Origin of the sequence: Mangrovicoccus sp. HB161399 (genome assembly GCF_013184745.1) — a bacterium.
GTDB lineage: Bacteria > Pseudomonadota > Alphaproteobacteria > Rhodobacterales > Rhodobacteraceae > Mangrovicoccus.
In genome coordinates, this window is the sequence record NZ_JAATVU010000067.1 from 1 (window position 1) to 20,627 (window position 20,627).

Consider the following 20,627-nt stretch of genomic DNA (forward strand, 5'->3'; position numbering starts at 1 on the left):
CTGGTTGATGCCGTTGTCGTCGCCGCTGAACACGGTGCCGAAGATCGCCAGGTCGGCATTGCCGGTGACCACCACCGCATCGTCCTGCAGCGCGAGGCTCGCCCCCTCGGCCACGAAGCCCACCTCGCCCGCAGTCAGCGTCCGCTGCACCTGCGAGTCCGCGAACAGATAGAATGTCGCCATGATCCGTCCCCCCAGTTTTCCCCAGGGAAGTCTCGGCGAGAAGCAGCGGCAAGGCGAGTCCGGATTTCCGCCCCTGCGGAAGGCGGCCGATGTCGCCCGCGGAGAAAAAACCGTCCCGATTGGCTATGGCAGGCCCCGCAGGAACGGGGTAACCGGGGGCAATTCCCTGCCGGAGACCGTCCATGTCCGATTTCGTCGTCACCGTTGCCTGCCCCACCCGCCGGGGCATCGTCGCCGCCATCGCCACCTTCCTGGCGCAGCATGGCTGCAACATCACCGATTCCGCGCAGTTCGACGACACGGAGACCGGCAGGTTCTTCATGCGGGTCAGCTTCGCCTCGGAAACCGGCGCCTCGCTGGCCTCGCTGCGCGACGCCTTCGCGCCGCTGGCCTCCGAATTCGCCATGCAGGCCGAGTTCTTCGACGGCGCCGAGCGTCCCAACATGCTGATCATGGTCAGCCGCTTCGGCCACTGCCTGAACGACCTGCTCTACCGCTGGCGGATCGGCGGGCTGCCGGTCAACATCACCGGCGTGATCTCGAACCACATGGACTACCAGAAGGTCGTCGTGAACCACGACATCCCCTTCCACCATGTCGAGGTGACGAAGGAGAACAAGCCCGAGGCCGAGGCGCATATCATGCGCATCATCGAGCGCTCCGGCACCGACCTGGTGGTGCTGGCGCGATACATGCAGATCCTGTCGGACCAGATGTGCAAGACCATGTCGGGCCGGATCATCAACATCCACCACTCCTTCCTGCCGTCGTTCAAGGGCGCGAACCCCTACAAGCAGGCCTTTCAGCGCGGGGTGAAGCTGATCGGCGCGACAGCGCATTACGTCACCGCCGACCTCGACGAGGGTCCGATCATCGAGCAGGACACCGTGCGGGTGACCCATGCCCAGTCGGCGGCCGACTACGTGTCGCTCGGCCGCGACGTCGAGGCCCAGGTGCTGGCCCGCGCCGTGCATGCCCATGCCAACCACCGGGTCTTCCTGAACGGCAACAAGACGGTGGTCTTCCCTGCCTCGCCGGGCGGCTACGCCTCCGAGCGGATGGGCTGAGCCGCGGCGCCGTCAGGGCTTCCTTAACCCCGCCGCGATAGGGCGGAGGCATGATCCGCCTCTGCCTCGCGCTCCTGCTTGCCTGCCTGTCGCTGGCTCCTCCGGCCGCCGCGGACGCGCGCGGCGGCATGGTGCGGGTGAAGCCCGTCCAGATCGCCATCCGCGAAGGTCCCGGCACGAAATTCCCCACCGTCGGCACCGTCTACAAGGACGACGAGCTGCCGGTGCTGGAAAGCCGGGGCAACTGGCTGCTGGTCTCCGTCCGCCGCGACGGCGCCCGTGTGGAGGGCTGGCTCAATGCCGCCTTCGCGGAAGAGATCGACCGCGGCTCCGGCAGGCCCGGCAGCGGCTGGAACGGCGACAAGGATCGCTGGACGGCGCCGGAAGACAGCCGGCCCAGGCCCGGACAGGGCGGCTGGGACGGCAATGGCGGCCATTGGACCGGCGGCGGCCGGGCGCAGCAGGGCGGACAGGGCAGCGGCCGCCCCTCGTGGGAGCCGCAGGTGACCGCCGCCGCGCGCAGCCTGTCCTGCCGCTCCGACCGGAATGCCGCGCGCTGCGAGGCCGAGCTGGAGGTGCATGCCGAGCTGCCCCGGGGCGATGCATCGGGCCGAAGCCGCTCCGTCCGGGTCTCGTGCCGCGCCCTGCTCGAGTATTCCGAGGAGGAAGGCGGCCGCGCCGGCAGCACCCAGGCCGATGCTTCGGCCGATCTTCCCGCCGAACGCGGAAAGGCCCGCGGCATGGTCGCGATGCGCTTCGACCTGCCCTTCCTGCGCAGCCCGCTGCGCAGCGCGCAGGTCGCCGACATCGACTGCCGGGCGCGGTAGCCCGGCCCTGCGGCCCGTGGCGGCGCGCCTGCACCGGTTAGCGGTCACTGCGGCGACGCGTCCCTCTTCAAGGCCTTCCGGCACAATTATAAGCGCGGGCGGAACCCATCCAAAGGACGGAGGTCGCCATGACCATCAAAGTTTTCGGCCATCTGGCCCCCGACACCGATTCCACCGGCTCGCCGCTGATCTGGGCCTGGTACCTCTCCGAAGTGAAGGGCACCCCGGCCAAAGCGAAGCTGCTGGGCGAACCGAATACCGAAGCCGCCTTCGTGCTGGAGAAATGGGGCTTCGAGAAGCCCGAGATCATCTCCTCCGTCGCCGAGGGCGAGCCGGTCGTGATCGTCGACACCAACAACCCGGCCGAGCTGCCCGAAGGCATCAACGGCACCGACATCCTGGCGATCATCGACCACCACAAGCTGGTCGGCGGCCTGGAGACCAAGGGCCCGATCGACATCACCATCCGGCCGCTGGCCTGCACCGCCACCATCATGCACGACCTGATGGGCGATGACGCCGCGAAGATGCCCGACAACATCAAGGGCGCGATGCTCAGCTGCATCCTGTCGGACACGATGGAATTCCGCAGCCCGACCACGACGGAGACCGACAAGGCGCTGGCGCAGAAGCTCGCTTCCGAGCTGAACATCACCATCGGCACCTATGCCTCAGAGATGTTCGCCGCGAAATCCGACATCTCGCATTTCTCCGATGCCGAGCTGATCCGCATGGATTCCAAGAAATACGAGGTCGGCGGCACCAATTTCCGCGTCTCGGTGCTGGAGACCACCTCGCCCGAGATCCCGCTGAACCGCAAGGCGTCGCTGATGGAGTCGATGAAGGCCGTCGCGGCCGAGGACGGCGTCGACGAGGTGCTGCTCTTCATCATCGACATCCTGAAGGAAGAGGCGACGCTGCTGGTGCCGAACGGCACCGTCAAGACCGTCGCCGAGAAGAGCTTCGGCGCGACCGTCGAGGGCGACACCGTGGTCCTGCCGGGCATCATGTCCCGCAAGAAGCAGATCATCCCGTCGCTGGCGCTCTGAGCCGCCGCGACCGCAAGACCGGGGGCGCCGACGGCGCCCCTTTCCATGTCTGGCCGTCCCCGCTTTCCTGCGCTAGGTCACCGGCCAGGACCGCCGCCACAGGAGAGCCGCATGACCCGGACCATTTCCGCCCTCGCCGAGATCGGCGCGACCTACGACGCCGTGCTCTGCGACCTCTGGGGCTGCCTGCACAACGGCGTGATCGCCTTCCCCGAGGCGGTGAAGGCGCTGCAGGACTACCGCGTCCAGGGCGGCAAGGTGCTGCTGCTGACGAACTCGCCGCGGCCGAAGTCGCAGGTCATCCTGCAGCTCGACCAGCTCGGCGTGCCGCGCGACGCCTGGGACGAGATCGCGACCTCGGGCGATGCTGCGCAGGCCGCCATGACCGCGGGCCAGTTCGGCACCAAGGTCCACCATATTGGCCCCGAGCGCGACCTGCCCTTCTTCACCGACATGGAGCCCGACATCCGCGCAGACAAGGTGATCGAGCGCGTTCCCCTGAAGGAGGCCGAGGGCATCGTCTGCACCGGGCTCGACAACGACGACGTGGAAACGCCAAAGGACTACCGCGCGCGGCTGCTGCTGGCCAAGCAGGACGACCTGCCGCTGCTCTGCGCCAATCCCGACGTGGTGGTCGACCGCGGCGAGAAGCGGATCTACTGCGCCGGCGCCATCGCGGAGCTATACGCCGAGATGGGCGGCCGGTCGTTCTATTTCGGCAAGCCGCATCCGCCGATCTACGACCTGGCGCGGCGGCGCCTTGCCGGGCTCGGCCGGATTTCCGACGACCGCGTGCTGGTGATCGGCGACGGCCCGGCCACCGACGTGAAGGGCGGCATCCTGGAGAATTTCGACACGCTCTTCGTCACCGGCGGCCTGGCGGCGGAGCAGACCGGCACGGCCGAGCAGCCCGATCCTGCCAAGCTCGCCGCCTACCTGGAAGAGACCGCCCTGAACCCGACCTACGCCATTGGTCGCCTGCGCTGACTTCCGTCATTGCGCGGCGCGGCCCGAGCCCCCATAGCCCCCCGGACGGCAAGTGAAGGACGAGAGATCATGACCGAAGTCACCGAAGTCGGCACCGTGTACCTGGAAGACCTGAAAGTCGGCGACAGCCGCAGCCTGACCAAGACGATCACCCCCGATCTGGTGCAGAAATTCGCCGATGTCTCCGAAGACCGCAACCCGATCCACCTGGACGAAGCCGCGGGCAAGGCCTCGATGTTCGGCCAGCGCATCGCCCATGGCATGCTGTCGGCCAGCCTGTTCTCGGCGCTGCTGGGCGAGCGCCTGCCCGGGCACGGCACGATCTATCTCGGCCAGACGCTGAAATTCCTCGCCCCCGTGCGGATCGGCGAGGAGGTCACTGCCTCGGTCACCGTCAAGGAGATCGTGCCGGAGAAGAAGCGCGTGATCCTGGCCTGCGAGGCCGTGGCCGGCGGACAGAAGGTGATCACCGGAGAGGCAACCGTGCTTGCGCCGTCCCGGGGATGACGCGTTGCGGTCACATCCGCGCGCCCGATGCGCGCGGGGCCGCCTGCCGCTTGAAACGCCCTCCTGCCGGGGGTAAGCGACCGCCATGCGGATCCTGCAGCAATTCCATGGCATGAGCCAAGAGGACCGCGGCGCCAGCGCCGCGATCGGCAATTTCGACGGCGTCCATCTGGGCCACCAGAAGGTGATCGGCCTCGCCCGCGAGGCGGCCGGAACGATCGGCGCGCCGCTCGGCGTGGTCACGTTCGAGCCGCATCCCCGCGAGGTCTTCGCCCCCGACGCCCCGCCCTTCCGGCTGATGAATGCCGAGGCCAAGGCCAACCGGCTCGCCAAGCTGGGGGTGGAGCGGCTCTACCAGATCCCGTTCTCCCGCGATCTCGCCGCGCTCTCGGCCGAGGAATTCGCCCGCGACGTGCTGGCGGGCGGGCTCGGGCTCCGCCATGTCGTGGTCGGGGCCGATTTCCGCTTCGGCCGCGGGCGCGAGGGCGACGTGGCGATGCTGGAGGAGTTCGGCCGCCGCCACGGCTACGGCACCACCATCGCGCCGCTGCTGACCGCCGACACCCAGGCCGTGTCCTCCACCGCGATCCGCATCGCGCTGGAAGAAGGCAAGACCGTCGAGGCGCGCGAGATGCTGGGCCACTGGCACCGCATCGAGGGCCCGGTCCTGCACGGCGAGAAGCGCGGCCGCGAGCTGGGCTACCGCACCGCGAACATGTCGCTGGACGGGCTCCACCTGCCGCGGTTCGGCGTCTATGCGGTGCTGGTCGACGTGCTCTCGGGGCCCGGGCGCGGCAGCTACCGCGGCGTGGCCTCCCTGGGCGTGCGGCCGATGTTCGGCGAGAACAAGGCCAACCTGGAAACCCATATCTTCGATTTCTCCGGCGATCTCTACGGGCGGCACATCTCGGTGGCGCTTGTATCCTGGCTGCGGGCCGAGCAGAAATTCGACGGGCTCGGCGCGCTGATCGCGCAGATGGACCGCGACAGCGACGCGGCCCGCGGCATCCTCGCCGCGCTCTGACCTCACCCCGCAATCGGGAGACACCGGATGCGACCGAACTTCTGGAAGACCGTTCCGCCGGAGAAGATGACCCGCGAGGAATGGGAAGCGCTCTGCGACGGCTGCGGCAAGTGCTGCCTGAACAAGCTGGAGGACGCGGATACCGGCGAAGTCGCCTTCACCCGCGTCGCCTGCCGCCTTCTGGACGACGAGACCTGCCTCTGCTCGAAATACGAGATCAGGAAGCAGATCGTGCCGGAATGCGTGGTGCTGACCCCCGGCTCGCTGGAGGAGGTCGCCTACTGGCTGCCCTCGACCTGCGCCTACCGGCTCGTCCATCTCCGCCGCCCGCTGCCCAAGTGGCACTACCTGGTCTCGGGCTCGCGCGACACGGTGCACGAGGAGGGCATGTCGGTGCAGGGCTGGACCATCCCGGAATACGAGGTCGACGAAGACGACTGGGAAGACCACATCATCGAGGATCTCTGAGATGCATTTCGCCTCCGACAATACCGGCCCGGTCCATCCCAGGGTGATGGAGGCGCTGATGCGCGCCAATGCGGGCTACGCGCCGGGCTATGGCGCGGATGCGGTGACGGCGCGGGCGGTCGCGGCCGTGCGCGAGGCCTTCGAGGCGCCGCACGCCGAAGTGTTCCTCGTCGGGACCGGCACGGCGGCGAATGCGCTGATCCTCGCCGCGATGGGCCAGCCCTGGGAAACCGTGTTCTGCGCCCGCACCGCCCATATCGAGGAGGACGAGTGCGGCGCGCCGGAATTCTTCTCGGCCGGGGCCAAGCTGACGCTGCTCGGCGGGCCGGACGGCAAGATCGCCCCGGAAGCGCTGGAAGCGGCCCTGCGGGAGGCTGCAGGCCGCAGCGTGCACCAGGTCCAGCCCGGGCCGGTGAGCCTCACCCAGGCCACCGAGAAGGGCACGGTCTACACGCTGGAGGAGCTGCGCACGCTCTGCGGCATCGCCCATGCGCATGGCCGCAAGGTCCACATGGACGGCGCACGCTTCGCCAATGCCGCCGTGGCCCTGGGCTGCTCCGCGGCCGAGATGAGCTGGCGCGCCGGCGTGGATGCGCTGAGCTTCGGCGGCACCAAGAACGGGCTGATGGGGGCCGAGGCGGCGGTGTTCTTCGATCCCGCGCTGGCCCGCGATTTCGCCTTTCGCCGCAAGCGCGGCGCGCATCTCTTCTCCAAGCACCGCTACCTCGCCGCGCAGATCGAGGCGGCGCTGGCGGACGGGCTGTGGCTGGACATGGCCGCCGCGGCCAATGACGCCGCCGCCGCGCTGGAGACCGGGCTGGCCGCCACCGGCAAGGCCGAGCTGATGTTCCCGCGCGAGGCCAACATCCTCTTCGCCCGCTGGCCGCGGCACATCCACCGGCAGCTGAAGGCGGCGGGCGCGGAATACTACTTGGACGGCACGCTGGAGGGCCCCGATCCGGAGGACCTGCTCTCCGCGCGGCTGGTCTGCGACTGGAGCGCGGCGCCGGACGCGACGGAGGCCTTCCTCGCGCTCTTCTGACGCGGTAGATCCGCGCCGGGAGGTGTTGCAATCCCGCCCGGCACTCCTATCGCGCTTTGCCTTTGCCGGCCCGGGTGATAACCCGTGCCCGACTTTCGAATCCGTTTCGTCCCGACTGCCAAGGACCCTCCCATGCCGATCACCAACGAACCGAAGATCATCGCCGGCAATGCCAACAAGCGCCTTGCCGCCGCCGTCGCCCGCCGCATGTCCATGCATCGCGGCATGAATGTCGACCTGGTCGACGCGCGGGTCGAGCGGTTCAACGACGGCGAGATCTTCGTCGAGGTCTTCGAGAACGTCCGAGGCGAGGATGTCTACATCCTGCAGCCGACCTCGCGTCCGGCAAACGACAACCTGATGGAGCTGCTGATCATCGCCGACGCGCTGCGCCGCTCCTCGGCCGCGCGCATCACCGCGGTGATCCCCTATTTCGGCTATGCCCGCCAGGACCGCCGCACCAAGTCGCGCACCCCGATCACCGCCAAGCTGGTCGCCAACATGCTGACCGAGGCCGGGGTCGACCGGATCGTGACGATGGACCTGCATGCCGCGCAGATCCAGGGCTTCTTCGACATCCCGGTGGACAACCTCTATGCCGCGCCGCTCTTCGCGCTCGACATCATGGAGAACTTCAAGGACTCGATCGACAACATCACCGTGGTCTCGCCGGACGTGGGCGGCGTGGCGCGGGCGCGCGAGCTGGCGACCCGCATCGGCGCGCCGCTGTCGATCGTCGACAAGCGCCGCGAGAAGGCCGGGGAAGTGGCCGAGATGACCGTCATCGGCGACGTCCAGGACCAGATCTGCATCATCGTCGACGACATGTGCGACACCGCCGGGACGCTCTGCAAGGCGGCAGAGGTGCTGCTGGAGGCCGGAGCGCGCGAAGTGCATGCCTATACCTCGCATGGCGTCCTGTCGGGCCCCGCAGTCGAGCGCGTCACCAATTCCAAGCTGAAGAGCCTGGTGATCACCGACTCGATCGAGCCGACCCAGGCGGTCCTGAACACGCCGAACATCCGCATCGTGCCGACCGCGCCGCTGTTCGCCCAGGCGATCCTGAACACCTGGAACGGCACCTCGATCTCCTCGCTGATCGACGTCAAGACTCTGGGCCCGATCTACGAAGGGCTCTACGGCCAGCACTGAGCCGCGGCACGGACCCCAAAAAGGAAAGACCCCGGCGCCTCGACGGGCCCGGGGTCACTCCTATCGGAAAAGTCCTTGCGACCCTGATAGGCTGATTCCGTCACGGAATTGTAAAGGCGGCCTTACGAAGCCGCGTCCCCTCCCCCGAAACATCGCCCGACGTCCGCAATCCGCAGCCCCGCGGAGCGGACCCGCGCGCCTTGGGCGGCCTTGGGCCCGGACAGCAAAAAGCCCCGCCGGAGCGGGGCCTTTCCTTCGGCACGCCGTGGCGCGCTTACTGCATGTTCTCGAGCAGGTGCACGAAGTCGTAGACCAGCTCGGTCGCGGTGTCGCGCTCGGGGCCCTTGGCCGCCTCTGCGGCGGCACGGGCCTGCTCCAGCTCCGCCTCGATGGCGGCGCGGCCTTCGGCGCCCTTCTCGAAGGCGCGCTCGGCTAGGACGGTGGCACCGTCCGCGGAGATGTCGGCAAAGCCGCCCGTCACCGCGAATTCCAGCACCTGTCCATCCGCCGTCACGCTCAGGATCCCCGGCTTCAGCGTCGTGATCATCGGCCAGTGGCCCGGCATCGCCGTCAGCTCGCCTTCAGATCCCGGCAACTGGACCGCGGTCACCTGGAGCGAGGCGAGGCTCTGCTCCGGCGAGACCAGGTCGAATTGCATGGTTTTTGCCATCTATCCGGTCCTTATGCCGCTTCCGCGGCCAGCTTCTCGGCCTTGGCGATCACCTCTTCGATGCCGCCGACCATGTAGAAGGCGGATTCCGGAAGGTGGTCGTATTCGCCGGCCACGACGGCCTTGAACGACTTGATGGTGTCCTCGATCGGGACCTGGACGCCGTCCGAACCGGTGAAGACCTTCGCAACGTCGAAGGGCTGGGAGAGGAAGCGCTGGATCTTCCGGGCGCGGGCCACGGTCAGCTTGTCCTCTTCCGACAGTTCGTCCATGCCGAGGATCGCAATGATGTCCTGCAGCGACTTGTAGCGCTGGAGGATCCCCTGCACGTCACGGGCGACCTTGTAGTGCTCTTCGCCGATCACCGCCGGGTCGAGGAGGCGCGACGAGGAGTCGAGCGGGTCCACGGCCGGGTAGATGCCGAGTTCCGAGATCGCGCGCGACAGAACGGTGGTTGCGTCGAGGTGCGCGAAGGTGGTTGCCGGTGCCGGGTCGGTAAGGTCGTCCGCCGGAACGTAGACGGCCTGGATCGAGGTGATCGAGCCGTTCTTGGTCGAGGTGATGCGTTCCTGCATCGCGCCCATGTCGGTGGCCAGCGTCGGCTGGTAGCCCACGGCGGAGGGGATGCGGCCCAGAAGCGCCGACACCTCGGAACCCGCCTGGGTGAAGCGGAAGATGTTGTCGACGAAGAACAGGACGTCGGTGCCGGACTGGTCGCGGAACTGCTCGGCCAGGGTCAGGCCGGTCAGCGCAACGCGGGCACGGGCGCCCGGAGGCTCGTTCATCTGGCCGTAGACCAGGGCCACCTGGCTGTCGGCCAGGTTGTCCGGCTTGATGACGTTGGATTCGATCATCTCGTGGTAGAGGTCGTTGCCCTCGCGGGTCCGCTCGCCCACGCCGGCGAACACGGAGAAGCCCGAGTGCACCTTCGCGATGTTGTTGATCAGTTCCATGATCAGAACGGTCTTGCCCACGCCGGCGCCGCCGAACAGGCCGATCTTGCCGCCCTTCGCGTAGGGCGCGAGCAGGTCGATCACCTTGATGCCGGTGACGAGGATTTCCGAGGTGGTCGACTGCTGGTCGAAGCTCGGGGCGGGCTGGTGGATGGCGCGGGTCTCGGTCGCCTCGACCGGGCCCTTCTCGTCCACCGGCTCGCCGACGACGTTCAGGATGCGGCCCAGGGTGGCGTTGCCGACCGGAACCGCGATGGGCGCGCCGCTGTCCTCGACCTTCTGGCCGCGGACGAGACCTTCGGTCGCGTCCATGGCGATGCAGCGCACGGTGCCTTCGCCGAGGTGCTGGGCGACCTCGAGAACCAGCTTCTTGCCGTTGTTCTCGGTGACGATCGCGTTCAGGATCGCCGGCAGGTGGTCGTCGAACTGAACGTCGACCACGGCGCCGATGACCTGGGTAACTTTGCCGATTGCCATTGTTGTGTGTCTCCGGTTCGTTCGGTCAGAGCGCCTCGGCGCCCGAAATGATTTCGATCAGCTCGCTGGTGATCACGGCCTGGCGGGTGCGGTTGTACTCGATCGACAGCTTGTCGATCATGTCGCCCGCGTTCCGGGTCGCGTTGTCCATTGCGGACATCCGCGCGCCCTGTTCCGAAGCCGCGTTCTCCAGGAGAGCCGCGAAGAGCTGGGTTGCGACGCCGCGCGGCAGCAGGTCGGCCAGGATGGCCTCTTCGCTGGGCTCGTAGTCGTAGACCGTCGAAGCGCCTGCCTCCTCGGGAGCGTCGAAGCTCGCGGGGATGATCTGCTGCGCCGTCGGCGTCTGGCTGATCACGCTCTGGAACTGCGCGTAGAAGATCGTGGCCACGTCGAACTCGCCGGCGTCGAAACGGCCGAGCAGGTCCTTGGCGATGGCTGCCGCATTGGCATAGCCGACCTTCTTGATCTCGGACATGTCGACATGGCCGATCATCATGTCGCCGTAGTCACGGCGCAGCTGTTCCCGGCCCTTCTTGCCGACGGTGAGGATCTTCACCGTCTTGCCCTGGAGCTTCAGCGCCTCGATGCGGGTGCGCGCCAGCTTCACGATAGACGAGTTGAAGCCGCCGCAGAGCCCGCGCTCCGAGGTCATGACGACGAGCAGCTGCACGTCGTCCTTGCCGGTGCCCTTGAGCAGGAGCGGCGCGGAATCCGAGCTGCCCACCGAGGCCGCGAGCTGGCCGAGCACCGCGTTGAACCGCTCCGTGTAGGGGCGGGCCGCCTCGGCACTCTCCTGGGCGCGGCGAAGTTTCGCCGCGGCCACCATCTGCATGGCTTTCGTGATCTTCCTGGTCGACTTGACCGAGGAGATCCGGTTTTTTAGGTCCTTGAGACTTGGCATGGGTTCTGTCCCCTCCTAGCCTCAGGAAAAGGTCGCTGCGTATTCGTCGAGCACAGCCTTGATCTTCGCTTCCGCATCACCCTTGATCTTGGGATCGTCCTTGGTGATCCAGTCCAGCAGGTCCTTGTGCTGGTTGCGCAGGAAGGCCAGCAGACCTGCCTCGAAGCGGCCGACATCGCCCACCGGGATGCTGTCCAGGTAGCCCATGGTGCCCGCGCAGATCACGCAGACGATCTCCGCGTTGGTCAGCGGCGAGTACTGCGGCTGCTTCATCAGCTCGGTCAGGCGCGCGCCGCGGTTCAGCAGCCGCTGGGTTGCCGCGTCGAGGTCGGAGCCGAACTGCGCGAAGGCGGCCATCTCGCGGTACTGGGCGAGCGAAAGCTTGATCGGGCCGGCAACGGTCTTCATCGCGTTGGTCTGGGCCGAGGAGCCCACGCGCGACACCGAGAGACCGGTGTTCACGGCCGGGCGGATGCCCTGGTAGAACAGTTCGGTTTCCAGGAAGATCTGGCCGTCGGTGATCGAGATCACGTTGGTCGGGATGTAGGCGGACACGTCGCCGGCCTGGGTCTCGATGATCGGCAGCGCGGTCAGCGAGCCTGCGCCGTGATCCTCGTTGAGCTTCGCCGAGCGCTCCAGCAGGCGGGAGTGCAGGTAGAACACGTCGCCCGGATAGGCTTCGCGGCCCGGCGGGCGGCGCAGCAGCAGCGACATCTGGCGGTAGGCAACGGCCTGCTTGGACAGGTCATCGTAGATGATCAGCGCGTGGCGGCCGTTGTCGCGGAAGAACTCCGCCATAGCGGTCGCGGTGTAGGGGGCCAGGTACTGCATCGGCGCCGGGTCGGAGGCGGTTGCCGCCACGACGATGGAGTATTCGATGGCGCCGGTCTGCTCGAGACGCTGCACCAGCTGCGCCACGGTGGACCGCTTCTGGCCGATGGCGACATAGATGCAGTAGAGCTTCTTGTGCTCGTCGTCGCCTGCCGCGTCGTTGTAGGCCTTCTGGTTCAGGATCGCGTCGAGCGCCACGGCGGTCTTGCCGGTCTGGCGGTCGCCGATGATCAGCTCGCGCTGGCCGCGGCCGATCGGGATCATCGCGTCGACGGCCTTCAGGCCGGTCGCCATCGGCTCGTGCACCGATTTCCGCGGGATGATGCCCGGCGCCTTGACGTCGGCGATGCGCTTCTCGGAGGCCGCGATCGGGCCCTTGCCGTCGAGCGGGTTGCCGAGCGCGTCGACGACGCGGCCCAGAAGCGCGTCGCCGGCCGGCACGTCAACGATCTCGTTGGTGCGCTTGACGGTGTCGCCTTCCTTGATGTCCTGGTCGGTGCCGAAGATCACGATGCCGACGTTGTCGGTCTCGAGGTTCAGCGCCATGCCCTTGATGCCGCCCGGGAACTCGACCATCTCGCCGGCCTGGATGTTGTCGAGGCCGTAGACGCGGGCGATGCCGTCGCCGACGGACAGCACGCGGCCGACCTCGGCAACTTGCGCTTCCTGCCCGAAGTTCTGGATCTGCTCCTTGAGGATCGCAGAAATTTCTGCCGCCTGGATTCCCATTATCCGACCTCTTTCATTGCATTCTGGAGGTTTGCAAGCTTCGACTTGATCGAGGTGTCGATCATCTTCGAGCCAACCTTGACGATGAGACCACCGATCAGGGACTGATCGACGGTCATGTTCACTTTGACGAATTTGCCGATCTTCTCGTGGATGGCGAAGGCCAGGGAGTCGATCTGTTCGGCACTGAGTTCGGTGGCGCTGACGACGTCGGCCGTGACCTCGCCCTTCTCCTCGGCGATCATCGCCTGCAGCTGCGCGATGAACTGCGGCAGCACGAAGAGGCGGCGCTTCGAGGCCATCAGGCCGAGCGTGTTCACGACCATCGGCGACAGGCCCATCTGGCGGGTGACCGCCATGATCGCATTGCCCTGGTCGGCGCGGCTGAAGACGGGCGAGGAGACCATCGCCGAAAGCTCGGCGCTGTCCTTCAGCGCCGCGCCGAGCGCATCCACATCGGATTCGAGGTTCGGTATCTGGCCGGCTTCCTTGGCCAGGTCAAACACGGCCGTGGCATAGCGCTCGGCAATGCCAGAGGAGATCGCTGCTGGTTCGGACACGTCCACCCTTCCGCATGATGGCCCCGGTCCTTTGGCTGGACGCGGGGCGGTCTGAAGCCCCTCCCGAGGTCGGGGCCGCCAAAATTATTGGGGAAGTAGCAAAGCCGGCGGTGCCAAGCAACCAATCAAAAATGTGGCATGGATCCGCGAAATTCAGCACAGACAGGAACTTAGCGCTGGGTGCGACCCTATGGACAGCCAAAGGAAACCAAAAGGTTAAGCTATCACGAAGCCGTGTTAGCGCTAGACAGCCGAATTGGCGTTCAGATATGACGGCCGGATTGATGCATGAAATCTGCCGTTGCGGCCTTCCCCGGGGTCCGGGAATCACTGCGCTGGTTCGGCAGCGGCCCGCCCACCGGCTTGGGCAGTGCGTCCAGGATCTGGAGCGGCCGGCGCAGCTCTCCGCGCACCGGCGTGCCGCGCGGCGCGAAGACCCGCTTGGAGGCCTCCAGCATCAGCACCCCCCCGGCATAGCGGTTCGACAGGCTGCGCCCGACCTGGTTCCACATCGCCCCGGTCCGCAGCCAGAAGCGGCGGTGCGACGGCGGCTGGAACAGGGTCACGGTATGGGCCTCGGGGACGAAGCCGAAAGGCTTTATCTGCGCCTCGAGCTGGCCGAGGCTGTAGGGACGGCCGAAGCCGAAGGGCGTCTGGTCCGAGCGCGCCCAGAGCCCGGCGCGGTTCGGCACGATGAACAGGATCCGCCCGCCCGGCCCGAGCACGCGGTGACATTCCTCCAGCAGCGCCGCGGGCGTTTCGGTGGTTTCCAGACCGTGCATCACCACCAGCTTGTCGACCGCCCCGGTGGAAACCGGCCAGGCTGTCTCTTCGCAGAGCACCGAGACATTGGGCATCCCCGCAGGCCAGGGCATGACCCCCTGGGCCGAGGGCATCAGCCCGACCACCCGCCGAGCATCCGCCAGGAAGGGCCGCAGGAGCGGCACCGCGAAGCCGAAGCCCGCCACCATCTGGCCCTTCGCCTCGGGCCACAGATGCTGCACCTGGCCGCGGATTGCCTTCTGGGCGGCGCGGCCCAGGCTCGTCCGGTAGTAGAAATTCCGAAGGTCGAGCACATCAAGGTGCATTGCGCCTAGTCCTCAGATCGGTGACCCTCGGCATACAATAGCGACATCCGTGAGCCTTTCCATGCCCCTGACCCTCGTCACCGTCCCTTGCCTCAGCGACAATTACGCCTATCTGGTCCATGACGCGGCCAGCGGCGCCACTGCCGTGATCGACGTTCCCGAAACCGGCCCGGTCGAGAAGGCGCTGGCGGCACATGGCTGGGAGCTGAGCGACATCTGGATCACGCATCATCATCATGACCATATCGGCGGCGTCGACGCCCTGCGCAATGCCACCGGCGCGCGGGTGACCGGCGCCAAGGCCGATGCCCACAGGCTGCCGCAGCTCGACGCGGCCGTGGAGCCCGGCGGCAGCTTCGCCTTCGGCGGCGAGACGGTGGAGGTGATCGACGTCTCCGGCCACACCGTCGGGCACATCGCCTTCCACCTGCCCGGCAGCGCCCTCGCCTTCACGGGCGACAGCCTCATGGGGCTCGGCTGCGGGCGCCTGTTCGAGGGCGACCCGGCGATGATGTGGGACAGCCTCTGCCGCCTGCGCGGCCTGCCCGGCGACACGCTGATCTGCTCGGGACATGAATACAGCCAGTCGAACGCCCGCTTCGCCGTCACCATCGAGCCCGGCAATGCCGCGCTTGCCGAACGCGCCGCCGACATCGACGCCAAGCGCGCCGCCGGCGAGGCCACGGTGCCCGTTGCGTTAACCTTGGAGAAAGAAACCAATCCTTTCCTGAGGGCGGATCTGCCGGCCCTGAAGGCCGCACTGGACATGGCGGAGGCTCCGGACGCGGCCGTTTTCGGCGAAATCCGGCGGAGAAAGGACTCGTTTTGACTAGAAATTCGCCAAATGGCACTTATTTAATCAGGGAGGCCGGGTGCGCGATGCGTCGGCCGTGCCAAGCTGTGAATAGGCGAAATTGCCACTTGAAGCGGAGCCAAGAAAACCGAACTTTAAACATACGAGGTCACCGTTCGGCTGGGGCCCCCGGTCCCGTCCGACCCTTACTATAAGGAGCACGGAGCGTGCCTTCATTCTCGACTACCCTCGAACAGGCAATCCACGCGGCTCTTGCTCAGGCAAACAGCCGCCGTCATGAACTGGCCACGCTGGAGCATCTGCTTCTCGCGCTCATCGACGAACCGAACGCGGCCAAGGTCATGCAGGCCTGCGGGGTGGATCTCGAGGCACTGCGAAAGACCCTGATCGAATTCATCGACGAGGAGCTCTCGACGCTGGAAACCGATGTCGAAGGCTCCGAAGCGGTGCCGACGGCAGCCTTCCAGCGCGTGATCCAGCGTGCGGCGATCCATGTGCAGTCCTCCGGGCGCACCGAGGTCACCGGCGCCAACGTCCTGGTTGCGATCTTCGCGGAGCGCGAGTCCAACGCCGCCTACTTCCTGCAGGACCAGGACATGACCCGCTACGATGCGGTCAACTTCATCGCCCATGGCGTCGCCAAGGATCCGTCCTTCGGCGAATCCCGCCCTGTCTCCGGCGCGAATGACTACGAGGAAGAAACCCAAGCGACCCAGGAAACCGCCGAGAACAAGGAATCGGCCTTGGCAAAATATTGCGTCGATCTGAACGCCAAATCGCGCAAGGGCGATGTCGATCCGCTGATCGGACGCGATTCCGAGGTGGAGCGCTGCATCCAGGTCCTCTGCCGCCGGCGCAAGAACAACCCGCTCCTGGTGGGCGATCCCGGCGTCGGCAAGACCGCCATCGCCGAGGGCCTGGCGCGCAAGATCGTCAACGGCGAGACCCCCGAGGTCCTGGCCTCTGCGACGATCTACTCGCTCGACATGGGCGCGCTGCTGGCCGGCACCCGCTACCGCGGCGATTTCGAGGAGCGGCTGAAGGCCGTCGTCACCGAACTGGAAGCGCATCCCGACGCAATCCTCTTCATCGACGAGATCCATACCGTGATCGGCGCCGGCGCAACCTCCGGCGGGGCGATGGACGCCTCCAACCTGCTGAAGCCTGCGCTGCAGGGCGGCAAGCTGCGCTGCATGGGCTCCACCACCTACAAGGAGTTCCGCCAGCATTTCGAGAAGGATCGCGCGCTCAGCCGCCGGTTCCAGAAGATCGACGTCAACGAGCCGTCGGTGGATGACGCCGTGAAGATCCTCAAGGGCCTGAAGCCCTATTTCGAAGAGCATCACGACATCAAGTACACCGCCGACGCGATCCGCACCGCGGTCGAGCTCTCGGCGCGCTACATCAACGACCGCAAGCTGCCCGACAAGGCGATCGACGTGATCGACGAGGCCGGCGCCGCGCAGCACCTGGTCGCCGAGAGCCGCCGCCGCAAGACCATCGGCGCCAAGGAGATCGAGGCCGTCGTCGCCAAGATCGCCCGCATTCCGCCGAAGAACGTCTCCAAGGACGATGCCGAGGTGCTGAAGGATCTAGAAGGCACGCTGAAGCGCGTCGTCTTCGGCCAGGACAGCGCGATCGAGGCGCTCTCCTCGGCGATCAAGCTGGCCCGTGCCGGCCTGCGCGAACCCGAGAAGCCGATCGGCAACTACCTCTTCGCGGGTCCGACCGGCGTCGGCAAGACCGAGGTCGCCAAGCAGCTCGCGGACACGTTGGGCGTCGAACTGCTGCGCTTCGACATGTCGGAATACATGGAGAAGCATGCTGTCTCCCGCCTGATCGGCGCGCCTCCGGGCTATGTCGGCTTCGACCAGGGCGGCATGCTGACCGACGGTGTCGACCAGCACCCGCATTGCGTGCTGCTGCTCGACGAGATCGAGAAGGCGCATCCGGATGTCTACAACATCCTGCTGCAGGTGATGGACCACGGCAAGCTGACGGACCATAACGGCCGCCAGGTGGACTTCCGCAACGTCGTGCTGATCATGACCTCGAACGCGGGCGCCGCGGAACAGGCCAAGTCGGCGATCGGCTTCGGCCGCGACCGCCGCGAGGGCGAGGACACGGCCGCGATCGAGCGGACCTTCACGCCCGAGTTCCGCAACCGCCTGGATGCCGTCATCAGCTTCGGCCCGCTGCCGCGCGAAGTGATCCTGCAGGTGGTCGACAAGTTCGTCCTGCAGCTGGAAGCCCAGCTGATGGACCGCGGCGTCACCATCGAGCTCACCCCGGAAGCTGCCGCCTGGCTGGCCGACAAGGGCTACGACGACCGGATGGGCGCCCGCCCGCTCGGCCGCGTCATCCAGGAGCACATCAAGAAGCCGCTGGCGGAGGAACTGCTGTTCGGCAAGCTCGCGAAGGGCGGCACCGTCCGCGTCGCCGTCAAGGACGACAAGATCGAGCTGGAGAGCATCCCTCCGCAGAACCCGCGGCTGTCGGGCAACAAGCCGCCGCTGCTCACCGCGGATTGATCCGCTGCGGGGCATCGCAGCCCTCCTGATCATCGCCCTCGCACCTGCCGGTGCGGGGGCGTTTCAGCTTGCATGGCCGGTCGACTGCACGGTTGGCGACGGCTGCCACATCCAGAACTACGTCGACCGCGACCCCGGCCCCGGCGCCCGCGACTTCGCCTGCGGGCCGCTGACCTATGACGGCCACAAGGGCACAGATATCCGGCTGTCCAGCGAGGCCGCGCTGCGCCGCGATCCGCCAGGGATCCGCGCGGCCGCCCCCGGCACGGTCATCGGCACCCGGGACGAGATGCCGGACCAGCTCTTGAACACGCCCGGCGCCCCGGGGCCGGACGAGATCGCCGGGCGCGAATGCGGCAACGGCGTGGTGATCCGGCACGACGGCGGCTGGCAGACCCAGTACTGCCACATGGCGCGCGGCTCCATCGCCGTGTCGCCGGGCGACGAGGTCGCCACCGGAACGCTGCTGGGCCGGATGGGCGAGAGCGGCGCGACCGAATTTCCGCACCTGCATTTCAGCCTGCGCCATGACGGCGCCGTCGTCGATCCCTTCGCCCCGCCCCCCGAAGCCGCCTGCGGAACGGAACAGGACACGCTCTGGGCCGATCCGCCCGCCTACCGGCCGGGCGGCCTGCTGGCCGCCGGGACGCTCGACCGGGTGCCAGACTACGCGGAGATCCGCCGCGGGCTGCCGCCGCGGCCGCAGGCACCGCGCAAGGACCCGGCCCTGGTGCTCTGGGCCTTCGGCTACGGCGCGCGGGCGGGCGATGCGATCCGCTTCGTGCTGGAGGGACCCGAGGGCGATGTCTTCGACCGCACCGTCCTGCTGGACAAGACCCAGGCGCAGGTCTTCCGCGCCTTCGGCCGCCGCACGCCGCCGGATGGCTGGACTTCGGGCGGCTACCGGGCGCGGATCGACTGGCGCCGCGACGGCGAGGTGATCGACAGCCTTGAGGTGCCGCTCGTCCTGACCGACTGAGCTCAGCGCTCGGTCAGCTTCAGCTCGATGCGGCGGTTCTTGGCGCGGGCTTCGGGCGTGTCGGCAGGATCGACGGGCTGGAACTCGCCGAAGCCGGTCGCGGCCAGCCGGTCGGGCGGGAAACCGTATTCGTCGATCATGAAGCGCACCACCGACAGCGCGCGGGCCTGGCTGAGCTCCCAGTTGTCGCGGAACCGGCTGGAGCGGATCGGCGTGTCGTCGGTATGGCCGTCGACGCGGACGATCCAGTCGATGCCGGGCGGGATCACCGCGGCGACCTCCTGCAGCAGCTGCGCGACCTTGGCGATTTCCTCGCGGCCCGCGGGAGAAAGCTCCGCCTGGCCGACATCGAACAGAACCTCGCTGTCGAAGACGAAGCGGTCGCCGACGATCTTCACGCCTTCCTGCTCGCCGATCGCGTCGCGCAGCCGCCCGAAGAATTCCGACTGGTAGCGCTCCAGCCGCTGCGCCTCGGCCTCCAGCCGCTTGCGCTCGGCCTCTTCCAGCTCGGCGCGCCGGCGTTCCTCCATGTTGGCGCGCGCGAGCGCCGTGTTCAGCCGCTGGCTGAGATCGCCGATCTCGACCTCGGCCGCGTCGCTGCGCGCATCCGAGGCGTCGAGCAGCGACTGCAGGCTGCCGAGCTGGTCGCGCAGCTCCGCCATCTGCGCATTCATCAGTGCGATCTCGCGGGCGCGCTTCTGGGCGGTTTCCGCCGTCTCGTCGCGTGCCGCCGCGGTCTCGGCCAGCGCATCGCGCGCCGTCTTCAGGAGCGCCGCCTGGCGCTCTGCCTCGCTCAGCGCCTCCTGCCCCTCCTGCTCGGCCGCGACCTTCGCAGCCAGCGCAGCGGCCAGCTCTGCGCGGATCTGGTCCTCGTCCTTCGCCTGCACCGCTGCATCCGCGCGGGCCGCCGCCAGCGCGGCATCGAGCTGGGCCGCCCGGGACTGCGCGTCGGACAGGGTCTGCGCCTGAGCCTCCAGCCGGCCGCCCAGCTGGCTCTGCTCCGCCACCGCCGCCGCCAGCCGCGCCGTCAGGTCGTCCCTTGCCGAATTCGCCGCCGCCAGCAGGGTCAGCGTGTCCTCGGCGCGCTTGCGCTGCTCCTCGAGCGCCAGAGACATCGCGGTGATCTCGGCATCGGCATCCTCGAGCTTGGCCCGCAGCGCCTGGGCTGCGGCAGCCTCGGCCAGCCGTCCGGCCTCCTCGTCGGACAGCTTAGTCTCGGTGTCCGAAAGCTGCGCCTGGGTCTGCGACAGATCCTGTTCGCGCTCCGCAAGATCGGCGCGGACCTGCGCCAGCAGCGCCTCGATCGCCTCGCGCTTGGCCGCGGCCAGCCGGGCCGCCTCGGCCTGGGAGTCGATCTCGCTGCGCGCCTCGGCCAGCGACCGGTTCAGCGCCTCTTGCTCGGATTGCAGCGCTGCCTCGCGCTCCGCCGCGGCCTGCAGGTCCTGCGACTTGCCCTCGCTCTCGGCGCGCAGGTTGGCCAGAAGCGTCTCGCGCGCCCGCGCCTCGTTCCCAGCCTGTTCCAGATCGGAATCGAGCCGCGCCACGTCGTTGGACAGTTCGGCGCTCTTCTCGCGTTCCATCCCCAGCGCCTGCGACAGCGATTCCAGCTCGGCGCCGAGCTGGTCCAGCTCGCTTTCCTGGCCGGTGATCTGCTGGCTCAGCAGCGACTGCATCACCATGAAGATCGTCAGCACGAAGAACAGCACCAGCAGGAGCCCGGTCATCGCATCGACGAATCCCGGCCAGATCGAAGCCTGGAAGCGGTTGCTGCGGCGGCTCAGCGCCATC

20 protein-coding genes are annotated in these 20,627 nt (G+C 67.6%); 12 read left to right on the forward strand and 8 right to left on the reverse strand.

The annotated features are described in order from the left end of the window. A partial coding sequence (locus HCC78_RS25210; RefSeq protein ID WP_172331547.1) for a hypothetical protein occupies window positions 1–183 on the reverse strand: 183 nt, incomplete at its 3' end. A 182-nt stretch (window positions 184–365) separates the two neighbouring features. Here HCC78_RS25210 and purU point away from each other — a divergent pair. From purU to HCC78_RS25255, 9 genes are all read left to right on the forward strand, one after another. Beyond that, window positions 366–1,250, forward strand: coding sequence for a formyltetrahydrofolate deformylase (gene purU / locus HCC78_RS25215; protein WP_172331548.1), 885 nt, complete (start codon window positions 366–368; stop codon window positions 1,248–1,250). Between the two features lie 50 nt (window positions 1,251–1,300). Beyond that, window positions 1,301–2,077, forward strand: coding sequence for an SH3 domain-containing protein (locus tag HCC78_RS25220; RefSeq protein ID WP_172331549.1), 777 nt, complete (start codon window positions 1,301–1,303; stop codon window positions 2,075–2,077). Window positions 2,078–2,205: 128 nt separating this feature from the next. After that, window positions 2,206–3,126 (forward strand): manganese-dependent inorganic pyrophosphatase, encoded by a 921-nt coding sequence (locus tag HCC78_RS25225; RefSeq protein ID WP_172331550.1) that lies wholly within the window; start codon window positions 2,206–2,208, stop codon window positions 3,124–3,126. Between the two features lie 111 nt (window positions 3,127–3,237). Continuing rightward, window positions 3,238–4,113, forward strand: coding sequence for a TIGR01459 family HAD-type hydrolase (locus HCC78_RS25230; RefSeq protein ID WP_172331551.1), 876 nt, complete (start codon window positions 3,238–3,240; stop codon window positions 4,111–4,113). Between the two features lie 69 nt (window positions 4,114–4,182). Continuing rightward, entirely contained in the window at window positions 4,183–4,620 is a 438-nt protein-coding gene (locus HCC78_RS25235) for a MaoC family dehydratase (RefSeq protein ID WP_172331552.1), read from the forward strand. 85 nt (window positions 4,621–4,705) lie between these two features. After that, on the forward strand, window positions 4,706–5,644 hold the full coding sequence (locus HCC78_RS25240; RefSeq protein ID WP_172331553.1) for a bifunctional riboflavin kinase/FAD synthetase: 939 nt from the start codon (window positions 4,706–4,708) through the stop codon (window positions 5,642–5,644). Between the two features lie 27 nt (window positions 5,645–5,671). Beyond that, the gene (locus HCC78_RS25245; RefSeq protein WP_172331554.1) at window positions 5,672–6,112 is read left to right on the forward strand and encodes a YcgN family cysteine cluster protein; all 441 of its coding nucleotides are present in this window, start codon (window positions 5,672–5,674) and stop codon (window positions 6,110–6,112) included. 1 nt (window position 6,113) lies between these two features. Continuing rightward, window positions 6,114–7,154 (forward strand): low specificity L-threonine aldolase, encoded by a 1,041-nt coding sequence (locus tag HCC78_RS25250; protein ID WP_172331555.1) that lies wholly within the window; start codon window positions 6,114–6,116, stop codon window positions 7,152–7,154. A gap of 132 nt (window positions 7,155–7,286) precedes the next feature. Beyond that, the gene (locus tag HCC78_RS25255; protein WP_172331556.1) at window positions 7,287–8,306 is read left to right on the forward strand and encodes a ribose-phosphate pyrophosphokinase; all 1,020 of its coding nucleotides are present in this window, start codon (window positions 7,287–7,289) and stop codon (window positions 8,304–8,306) included. A gap of 274 nt (window positions 8,307–8,580) precedes the next feature. Here HCC78_RS25255 and atpC read toward each other — a convergent pair whose 3' ends face one another. From atpC to HCC78_RS25285, 6 genes are all read right to left on the reverse strand, one after another. Continuing rightward, on the reverse strand, window positions 8,581–8,976 hold the full coding sequence (gene atpC, locus HCC78_RS25260; RefSeq protein ID WP_172331557.1) for an ATP synthase F1 subunit epsilon: 396 nt from the start codon (window positions 8,974–8,976) through the stop codon (window positions 8,581–8,583). Window positions 8,977–8,987: 11 nt separating this feature from the next. Continuing rightward, window positions 8,988–10,406: a F0F1 ATP synthase subunit beta gene (atpD, locus tag HCC78_RS25265; RefSeq protein WP_172331558.1), complete on the reverse strand. Its 1,419-nt coding sequence runs from the start codon at window positions 10,404–10,406 to the stop codon at window positions 8,988–8,990. A 25-nt stretch (window positions 10,407–10,431) separates the two neighbouring features. Then, entirely contained in the window at window positions 10,432–11,307 is an 876-nt protein-coding gene (locus HCC78_RS25270) for a F0F1 ATP synthase subunit gamma (protein WP_172331559.1), read from the reverse strand. Between the two features lie 21 nt (window positions 11,308–11,328). Further along, window positions 11,329–12,867, reverse strand: coding sequence for a F0F1 ATP synthase subunit alpha (gene atpA, locus HCC78_RS25275; protein WP_172331560.1), 1,539 nt, complete (start codon window positions 12,865–12,867; stop codon window positions 11,329–11,331). Then, the gene (locus HCC78_RS25280; RefSeq protein ID WP_371743931.1) at window positions 12,867–13,427 is read right to left on the reverse strand and encodes a F0F1 ATP synthase subunit delta; all 561 of its coding nucleotides are present in this window, start codon (window positions 13,425–13,427) and stop codon (window positions 12,867–12,869) included. The genes atpA and HCC78_RS25280 overlap by 1 nt, the downstream gene beginning before the upstream one ends. Window positions 13,428–13,690: 263 nt before the next feature. Next, a complete protein-coding gene (locus HCC78_RS25285; RefSeq protein ID WP_172331562.1) occupies window positions 13,691–14,515 on the reverse strand; it encodes a class I SAM-dependent methyltransferase in 825 nt (274 codons plus the stop codon). 61 nt (window positions 14,516–14,576) lie between these two features. Between HCC78_RS25285 and gloB the strand changes: the two genes are divergently transcribed. From gloB to HCC78_RS25300, 3 genes are all read left to right on the forward strand, one after another. Further along, window positions 14,577–15,344, forward strand: a complete 768-nt coding sequence (gene gloB, locus HCC78_RS25290) for a hydroxyacylglutathione hydrolase (RefSeq protein ID WP_172331563.1) — start codon at window positions 14,577–14,579, stop codon at window positions 15,342–15,344. 191 nt (window positions 15,345–15,535) lie between these two features. Next, on the forward strand, window positions 15,536–17,860 hold the full coding sequence (clpA, locus tag HCC78_RS25295; RefSeq protein WP_172331564.1) for an ATP-dependent Clp protease ATP-binding subunit ClpA: 2,325 nt from the start codon (window positions 15,536–15,538) through the stop codon (window positions 17,858–17,860). A gap of 169 nt (window positions 17,861–18,029) precedes the next feature. Then, a complete protein-coding gene (locus HCC78_RS25300; protein WP_256368343.1) occupies window positions 18,030–18,839 on the forward strand; it encodes a M23 family metallopeptidase in 810 nt (269 codons plus the stop codon). Window positions 18,840–18,841: 2 nt separating this feature from the next. On the opposite strand, the gene HCC78_RS25305 is transcribed toward HCC78_RS25300, so the two are convergent. Continuing rightward, complete coding sequence (locus HCC78_RS25305) at window positions 18,842–20,626, reverse strand: peptidoglycan -binding protein (RefSeq protein WP_172331565.1); 1,785 nt, start codon at window positions 20,624–20,626, stop codon at window positions 18,842–18,844. Window position 20,627: the final 1 nt, after the last annotated feature.

Bases quoted from the DNA above. Each gene is read 5' to 3' on its own strand.
- purU (WP_172331548.1), top strand. From the start codon at position 366: ATGTCCGATTTCGTCGTCACCGTTGCCTGCCCCACCCGCCGGGGCATC.
- HCC78_RS25220 (WP_172331549.1), top strand. From the start codon at position 1,301: ATGATCCGCCTCTGCCTCGCGCTCCTGCTTGCCTGCCTGTCGCTGGCT.
- HCC78_RS25225 (WP_172331550.1), top strand. From the start codon at position 2,206: ATGACCATCAAAGTTTTCGGCCATCTGGCCCCCGACACCGATTCCACC.
- HCC78_RS25230 (WP_172331551.1), top strand. From the start codon at position 3,238: ATGACCCGGACCATTTCCGCCCTCGCCGAGATCGGCGCGACCTACGAC.
- HCC78_RS25235 (WP_172331552.1), top strand. From the start codon at position 4,183: ATGACCGAAGTCACCGAAGTCGGCACCGTGTACCTGGAAGACCTGAAA.
- HCC78_RS25240 (WP_172331553.1), top strand. From the start codon at position 4,706: ATGCGGATCCTGCAGCAATTCCATGGCATGAGCCAAGAGGACCGCGGC.
- HCC78_RS25245 (WP_172331554.1), top strand. From the start codon at position 5,672: ATGCGACCGAACTTCTGGAAGACCGTTCCGCCGGAGAAGATGACCCGC.
- HCC78_RS25250 (WP_172331555.1), top strand. From the start codon at position 6,114: ATGCATTTCGCCTCCGACAATACCGGCCCGGTCCATCCCAGGGTGATG.
- HCC78_RS25255 (WP_172331556.1), top strand. From the start codon at position 7,287: ATGCCGATCACCAACGAACCGAAGATCATCGCCGGCAATGCCAACAAG.
- atpC (WP_172331557.1), bottom strand. From the start codon at position 8,976: ATGGCAAAAACCATGCAATTCGACCTGGTCTCGCCGGAGCAGAGCCTC.
- atpD (WP_172331558.1), bottom strand. From the start codon at position 10,406: ATGGCAATCGGCAAAGTTACCCAGGTCATCGGCGCCGTGGTCGACGTT.
- HCC78_RS25270 (WP_172331559.1), bottom strand. From the start codon at position 11,307: ATGCCAAGTCTCAAGGACCTAAAAAACCGGATCTCCTCGGTCAAGTCG.
- atpA (WP_172331560.1), bottom strand. From the start codon at position 12,867: ATGGGAATCCAGGCGGCAGAAATTTCTGCGATCCTCAAGGAGCAGATC.
- HCC78_RS25285 (WP_172331562.1), bottom strand. From the start codon at position 14,515: ATGCACCTTGATGTGCTCGACCTTCGGAATTTCTACTACCGGACGAGC.
- gloB (WP_172331563.1), top strand. From the start codon at position 14,577: ATGCCCCTGACCCTCGTCACCGTCCCTTGCCTCAGCGACAATTACGCC.
- HCC78_RS25305 (WP_172331565.1), bottom strand. From the start codon at position 20,626: ATGGCGCTGAGCCGCCGCAGCAACCGCTTCCAGGCTTCGATCTGGCCG.